The organism is Pseudonocardia sp. ICBG601 (assembly GCF_020496245.1).
In genome coordinates, this window is record NZ_JAHLJA010000111.1 from 1 (window position 1) to 6,434 (window position 6,434).

The 6,434-nt window shown below is 74.0% G+C and carries 4 protein-coding genes and 4 pseudogenes; all 8 read right to left on the reverse strand.

Annotated elements, in window-relative coordinates; all coding sequences use genetic code 11:
- Nucleotides 1-757, reverse strand: a 757-nt coding sequence (locus tag KPL57_RS26415; protein WP_226353573.1) for an FAD-dependent oxidoreductase, incomplete at its 3' end; no start/stop codon positions are given.
- A 252-nt stretch (nt 758-1,009) separates the two neighbouring features.
- Nucleotides 1,010-1,108, reverse strand: a complete 99-nt coding sequence (locus tag KPL57_RS72760) for a hypothetical protein (protein ID WP_374203793.1) — start codon at nt 1,106-1,108, stop codon at nt 1,010-1,012.
- 49 nt (nt 1,109-1,157) lie between these two features.
- The gene (locus KPL57_RS70295) at nt 1,158-1,553 is read right to left on the reverse strand and encodes a sarcosine oxidase subunit gamma family protein (protein ID WP_308253022.1); all 396 of its coding nucleotides are present in this window, start codon (nt 1,551-1,553) and stop codon (nt 1,158-1,160) included.
- A pseudogene (locus KPL57_RS70300) lies at nt 1,475-1,918 on the reverse strand (sarcosine oxidase subunit gamma family protein); the annotation flags it as partial. The pseudogene KPL57_RS70300 and the gene KPL57_RS70295, both read right to left, overlap by 79 nt.
- Entirely contained in the window at nt 1,803-4,598 is a 2,796-nt protein-coding gene (locus KPL57_RS26425) for a 2Fe-2S iron-sulfur cluster-binding protein (RefSeq protein WP_226353574.1), read from the reverse strand. The pseudogene KPL57_RS70300 and the gene KPL57_RS26425, both read right to left, overlap by 116 nt.
- Nucleotides 4,595-4,884 (reverse strand): annotated as a pseudogene (locus KPL57_RS26430) (sarcosine oxidase subunit delta). Before KPL57_RS26430 ends, KPL57_RS26425 begins: the two are co-directional and overlap by 4 nt.
- 9 nt (nt 4,885-4,893) lie before the next feature.
- A pseudogene (locus tag KPL57_RS26435) lies at nt 4,894-6,112 on the reverse strand (sarcosine oxidase subunit beta family protein).
- A gap of 42 nt (nt 6,113-6,154) precedes the next feature.
- Nucleotides 6,155-6,434, reverse strand: a pseudogene (locus KPL57_RS26440) (serine hydroxymethyltransferase); the annotation flags it as partial.

Consider the following 6,434-nt stretch of genomic DNA (forward strand, 5'->3'; position numbering starts at 1 on the left):
GCAGCTGCGCGACCGAGCGGGCGACGCCGGAGGAGTGCGTGACCCACACGGCCTCGGCGACCCAGAAACCGGCGACGTCGGGCGACTCCCCGATCAGCGGGCCGCCGTCGGGGGTGAAGGAGAAGACACCGTTGAACCGTGCTCGATCTTCGAGCGCTGCAGACCGGGCAGCAGCTGCTGGCTCTGCTCCCACTGCTGCGCGAAGTCCTCCTCGGTGAAGGGCAGCATCGAGGCTGGGTGCGCTCGCCGACCTCGCCGTCGCCGACCTCGGGCAGCTCGGAGATCGACACCGGCATCGGGCGGTGGGCGTAGGAGCCGATGCCGAGGCAATCGTTGTGCTCGCGGTAGTAGAGGTCGGCGTCCTGGTGGCGCAGGATGGCAGCCGCGCCTCGACGAACTCGGCGTTGCGGCCGACGAGCTGCTCGACCTGGGTGGTGCGGGCGTACTGGTGGGCCAGCGGCAGCAGCGGCACCCGCATGCCGACGAGCTTCCCGAGCTCGCGGCCCCAGAACCCGGCGCAGGACACCACGATGTCGGCGGGGACGGTCTCGCCGTCGGCGGTCTCGACGCCGGTGACCCGGCCGCCGGACTGCGCGATGCCGGTGACCCGCACCGAGCCGCGGAAGACCGCGCCGCGGGACTCGGCCCGCCGGGCCAGCGCGACGACGGCGCGAGCGGCCTTGGCCAGGCCGTCGGTGGGGGTGTGCAGGCCGCCGAGGACCTGGTCGGGTCGAGCAGCGGGTGCAGCCGCGCGCACTCGGCCGCGTCGACGACCGCGGCGGCACGCCGCGGGAGATCGCCCAGCCCTGCTTGCGGTGCAGGTCGGCGAGCCGCTCCGGGGTGGTCGCGACCTCCAGGCCGCCGACCTGGTTGAAGCACCAGCCGTCCGCGGTGGTGCCGTCGTCGAGACCGAGGAGCTTCTCGACGGTGTAGGTGGCGAACGCGGTCATGGTCTTCGACCCGGTGGTCTGGAAGACCAGGCCGGGGGCGTGCGAGGTGGAGCCGCCGGTCAGGGGCAGCGGCCCTGGTCCAGGACGGTGACGTCGGTCCAGCCGCGGGTGGTGAGCTCGTCGGCCAGGTTCGCCCCGACGATCCCGGCTCCGATGATGACGACACGGGGGTCATGGTGGTCTCCTTGTGCGTGGTCGTCGGGCGGGTCAGCGGGCGAGGGACGGGACGTCGGAGCCGCCGAACTCGAGGGCGGCGTCGAGCAGCCAGTCCGCGAGGTAGCCGGCGAACGAGCTGCGCACGTGCAGGTCGAACACCGCTCCCCCGTCGGCGTCGGACCGGTCGTCGCGGGCCAGCAGGAGCACGGCGGCCCGGCCGAGCAGCGTCTGGGCGCTGCTCCCGGCCGGGAACGAGCGCGGGTGCAGGTCGAGCGCGCAGCCGAAGGACAGCAGCTCGCGGGCGAGCCGGCGCCGCCGATCCGCAGGACGACGCGCTGGGCGGAGGTGTCGGTCGCGGCGCCCCCGACGCCGGTGTCCCCGGCGACGAGTGCGCGCAGCGCGGCCTCGCCGACGCCCCGGTTCCCGGTGTGGCTGGTGACCAGCCACTCGTCGGGGCCGAGCCAGACGACCTCGCCGTCACCGGTGTCGACCCAGGTGTTGGGCCGGACCGGCAGCGGGACCCCGAGCGCGGCGTCGACACCGGCACGGGCCGGTGCGGACGGGTCGAGCCGCAGCGTCACCGACTGCGCGACCGGGAGCACCTCGACCGTGAGATCGCCCCGGGTGTCGCGGGACAGGGCGGCCAGCGCCGGGACGTGGGCGTCGAGCGGGTGGGTCGTGGGCAGCGGGATCGACTCAGCCGTCACGGCGGGCTCCTTCCGGGTCGACGAGGACGGGTCCGGTGATCTCGACCGGGACCAGCGCCCCCTGGTGCGGGACGTGCACGACGTCGCCGATGCGGTCGCGGCCACCCGTGAGCAGGGCCAGGGCGAACGGCCGCTCCAGCTCCGCAGACAGGTAGCTGGAGGTGACGTGGCCGAGCATCGGGACCGGCGGCGGGGGCAGGGTGCCGTCGGGGGAGAACTCGACGATCTGCGCGCCCTCCGGCAACCGGGTGCCGCGGTCGGTCGGGAGCAGCCCGACCAGGTGCTTGCGCATCGGGTCGGTGTTGGAGGCGCGGGCGAAGGAGCGCTTGCCGACGAAGTCGACCTTCTTCTTCGACACCGCCCAGCTCATCCCCAGGTCGTGCGGGGAGACGGTGCCGTCGGTGTCCTGCCCGATGATCGGGTAGCCCTTCTCGGCGCGCAGGACGTGCATCGTCTCGGTGCCGTAGGGGGTGATCCCGTACGGCTCGCCGGCCGCGATCAGCCGCACCCAGACGGCCAGGCCGTACCGGGCGTCGACGTTGACCTCGAAGGCCAGCTCGCCGGAGAAGGAGATCCGGGCCAGCCGGACCCCGACGCCGTCGAGCTCGGTGTCGCGCCAGGTCATGAACTCGAACGCCGCGGCGGAGGCGTCGACACCGGGGAACACGGCGGAGATCACGTCGCGCGAGCGGGGCCCGACGACCGGGAACACCGCCCAGTGCTCGGTGACCGACGTGAGGTTCACCTTCAGGTGCGGCACCTCGGTCTGGCGCCAGTCCTCGAGGTGGTCCAGCACCGAGGCCGCGCCGCCGGTGGTCGTGGTGAGCAGGAACCGGTCCTCGGCGATGCGCAGCACGGTGCCGTCGTCGGTGACCATGCCGTCGTTGCCGCACATGACGCCGTAGCGGACGCGGCCGACCTTCAGGCTGCTCATCAGGTTCGTGTAGACGAGGTCGAGGAACTGCCCCGCGTCCGGCCCCTGGACGTCGATCTTGCCCAGGGTGGAGCCGTCCATGATCGCGACGCCGCGGCGGGCCGCAGCGCACTCGCGCAGCACGGCGGCGTCCATGTCCTCCCCGGCCAGCGGGTAGTGGCGCGGTCGCTTCCACTGGCCGACGTCCTCGAACACCGCGCCGTGGGCGACGTGCCACGGGTGCACCGCGGTGGTGCGGACCGGGTCGAACAGGTCCCCGCGCTCGCGGCCGGCGAGCGCGGCGAACGACACCGGGGTGTAGGGCGGGCGGAACGTGGTGGTCCCGAGGTCGCCCGCCGGGCGGCCCAGCAGCTCCGCGGTGATCCCGGAGGCGATGGTGCCGGAGGTCTTCCCCTGGTCGTGGGCGGTGCCGATGGTGGTGTAGCGCTTCACGTGCTCCACCGAGCGCAGCCCGGCGCCGACGGCCCGCTCGATGTCGGCCACCGTCGCGTCACGCGCGATATCGACGAACTGGCGCGTGGAGTCGCCCGCGGCGCGCCACAGCACCAGGCCGGGGGTGCGCGCCGGCTCGGGTGCCGAGCTCGGGGCGTCGCCGCCCGCGCCGTCGTACAGGCAGCCGGCCAGGTCGAGGGTGCCGTTGGCGGCGCCGATCACCTCGGTGCCCGCGACCGCGGCGCCGGGGCGGAAGGCGCCCAGGCCCGCGTCGTAGACGAGCTGGCCGCGGACGTGGCTGAACAGGTGCGCGGTCGGCGTCCAGCCGCCGGAGACCAGCAGCAGGTCGCACGCCAGCACCTCGGTGCCGTCCCCGGTCGCGACGTGCGCGGCGGACACCCGTCCCGCGTCGTCGCCGTCGGAGCCGACGACGGTGGCCCCGGCGCGCAGGGTCACCCCGGCCTCGGTGCACTCCCGCGCGCGCTCGGCGGGCAGCTCGGAGCGGGCGTCGACGAGGGTCACCCGGGCGCCGGCACCGGCCAGGTCGGCGGCGGCGAGGTAGGCGGCGTCGTCGGTGGTGAACACGACGACCTCGCGGCCGGCGAGCACGCCGTAGCGGTGCAGGTACTCGCGCGCCGCGGAGGCGAGCATGACGCCCGGCCGGTCGTTGTCGGCGAACACCACGGGGCGCTCGATCGCGCCGGCCGCGACGACGACCTTCCCGGCGCGGATGCGGTGCACCCGCTGGCGGGACCGGTGCGCCGGGGCTGTGCCGAGGTGGTCGGTGCCGGTGCTCGTGCGCCGCTCCAGGGCCAGGACGAACCCGTCGTCGTAGTGGCCGAAGGCGGTGGTGCGCTGCAGGTGGTGCACCTCGGGGTTCTCGGCCAGCTCGGCGACGACGTCGGCGACCCAGCGGTGCGCGGCGCGGCCGTCGATCCGGTCGGTCGGGACGAGCGAGCCGCCGGCCTCCGGACGGTCGTCGACGAGCACCACGCGGTCGCCGCGGCGGGCCGCGGTGCGCGCGGCGAGCAGCCCGGCCGGGCCGGCGCCGACCACCAGGGTGTCGCAGTGGGCGTGGCGGCGGTCGTACCGCGCGGTGTCGGGCACCGTCGCCAGCCGGCCCTGCCCGTTCAGCCCGCGGGCGACCAGGCCGTCGTACAGCTCGACGGTGGCGGCCTGCAGCATCGGCTCGGGGAACGGCTCCTCGATCTGCACGAGGCCGACCGGGTCCTCGGTCCAGGCCCCGCCGATGCCGCGGGGGCGGCCGAGCTTGACCGAGCCGCCGAGCACGGTGACGCCGTGCGCGAGCAGTGCCGAGGCGAGCGTGTCGCCCGGGTGACCGGTGTAGGTGGTGCCGTCGAAGACGAAGGTCAGTGTACGGGTGCGGTCGATGCGCCCGTACCCGTCGATGCGGGTCATGTGCGGGTCCCCGGGATCTGCGGCCGGGCCTCGCCCATCGGGTAGACGGCGAGGAACCGGTAGGTGTGGGTGTCGCGGACGGCGTTGAACCAGCGGCGGCAGCCCGCGGAGTGGCTCCAGCGCTCGGCGAACGGGCCCTTCGGGTTGTCCGGAAGAACACGTAGTGCGCCCACTGCTCGTCGTCGAGCTCGGCCGGTGCGGCCGGGTACGCGACGTGGGCCTGTCCGCCGTAGTGGAACTCGACCTCCTCGCGGGGGCCGCACCAGGGGCAGTCGATGAGTTGCACGTCGGGCTCCTAGTGGGCGACGCCGGCGGCGCCGTGCTCGTCGACGAGCGCGCCGGTGACGAACCGGTCGAGGGCGAACGGGGCGATGTGCGGGTGCAGCTCGTCGGTGGCGATGGTGTGGGCCAGGCACCAGCCCAGCCCGGGGTCACCTTGAACCCACCGGTCCCCCAGCCGGAGTTGACCAGCACGTTCGTGTACGGCGTGCGGCCCACGATCGGCGACGCGTCCGGGGTGACGTCGACGATGCCCGCCCAGCTGCGCAGCAGGTGCGCCGGGCGAACACCGGAACAGCTCGACCGCGGCGGCCATCTGGCGCTCGATGATGTGGAAGGCGCCGCGCTGGCCGTAGCCGTTGTAGGAGTCGACGCCGGCGCCCATCACGAGCTCGCCCTTGTGCGCCTGGGAGACGTAGACGTGCACCGCGTTCGACATGACGATCGTCGGGTGCACCGGCTCCAGCAGCTCGGACACCAGCGCCTGCAGCGGGTGCGACTGCAGCGGGGTGTCGACGCCGAGCCGGTCGAGCAGGGTCGAGGTGTGCCCGGCCGCGCAGAGCGCGACCTGCCCGCAGGCGATGTCGCCCCGGCTGGTCCGGATCCCGGTGACCCGGGCCGTGCCCGTCCTCGACGGAGCCCTCGGTGACGAAGTCCAGCACCTCGCAGTCCTGGATGAGATCCACCCCGGCCTCGTCGGCGCGGCGGGCGAAGCCCCAGGCCACGTAGTCGTGCTTGGCGATGCCGGCACGGGGCTGGTAGGTCGCGCCGAGCACCGGGTAGCGGATGTCGTGCGAGACGTTGACGATCGGGCAGATCTTCGCGACGTCGTCGGGGCCGAGGTACTCGGCGTCGATCCCGTTGAGCTTGTTCGCCTCGACCGGCGGACCGAGTCGCGCACGTCCTGCTCGGTGTGGGCGAGGTTCAGCACGCCGCGCTGGGAGAACAGGATCGGGTAGCCGAGGTCCTCCTCCAGCCCCTCCCACAGCTTCAGGGCGTGCTCGTAGATGAAGGCCGACTCGTCCCACAGGTAGTTCGAGCGGATGAGGGTGGTGTTGCGGGCCATGTTGCCGCCGGCCAGCCACCCCTTCTCCAGCACCGCGACGTTGGTGATGCCGTGGTTCTTGACCAGGTAGTGGGCGGTGGCCAGGCCGTGCCCGCCGCCGCCGACGATGACCACGTCGTAGGAGCGCTTCGGCTCGGGGTTGCGCCACAGGCATCGGGGTGCTCGGCAGGTGGCCCCGGGGGCGCGTTCTCGGTGCCGGGGTGCTCGGTGCTCATGCCGTCAGCTCCGGGTAGAGGGGGTGGCGGTCGGCGAGGACGGTGACGCGGGCGGCCAGCTCGTCGAGCTCGGCGTCCCCCGCGGCGGGGCGCAGCGCGCGGGCGATGATGTCGGCGACCTCGGTGAAGTCCTCGGCGCCGAAGCCGCGGGCGGCCAGTGCGGGGGTGCCGATCCGGACCCCGGAGCTCACCATCGGCGGGCGCGGGTCGAACGGGACCGCGTTGCGGTTGACGGTGATGCCGACCCGGTGCAGCCGGTCCTCGGCCTGCTTGCCG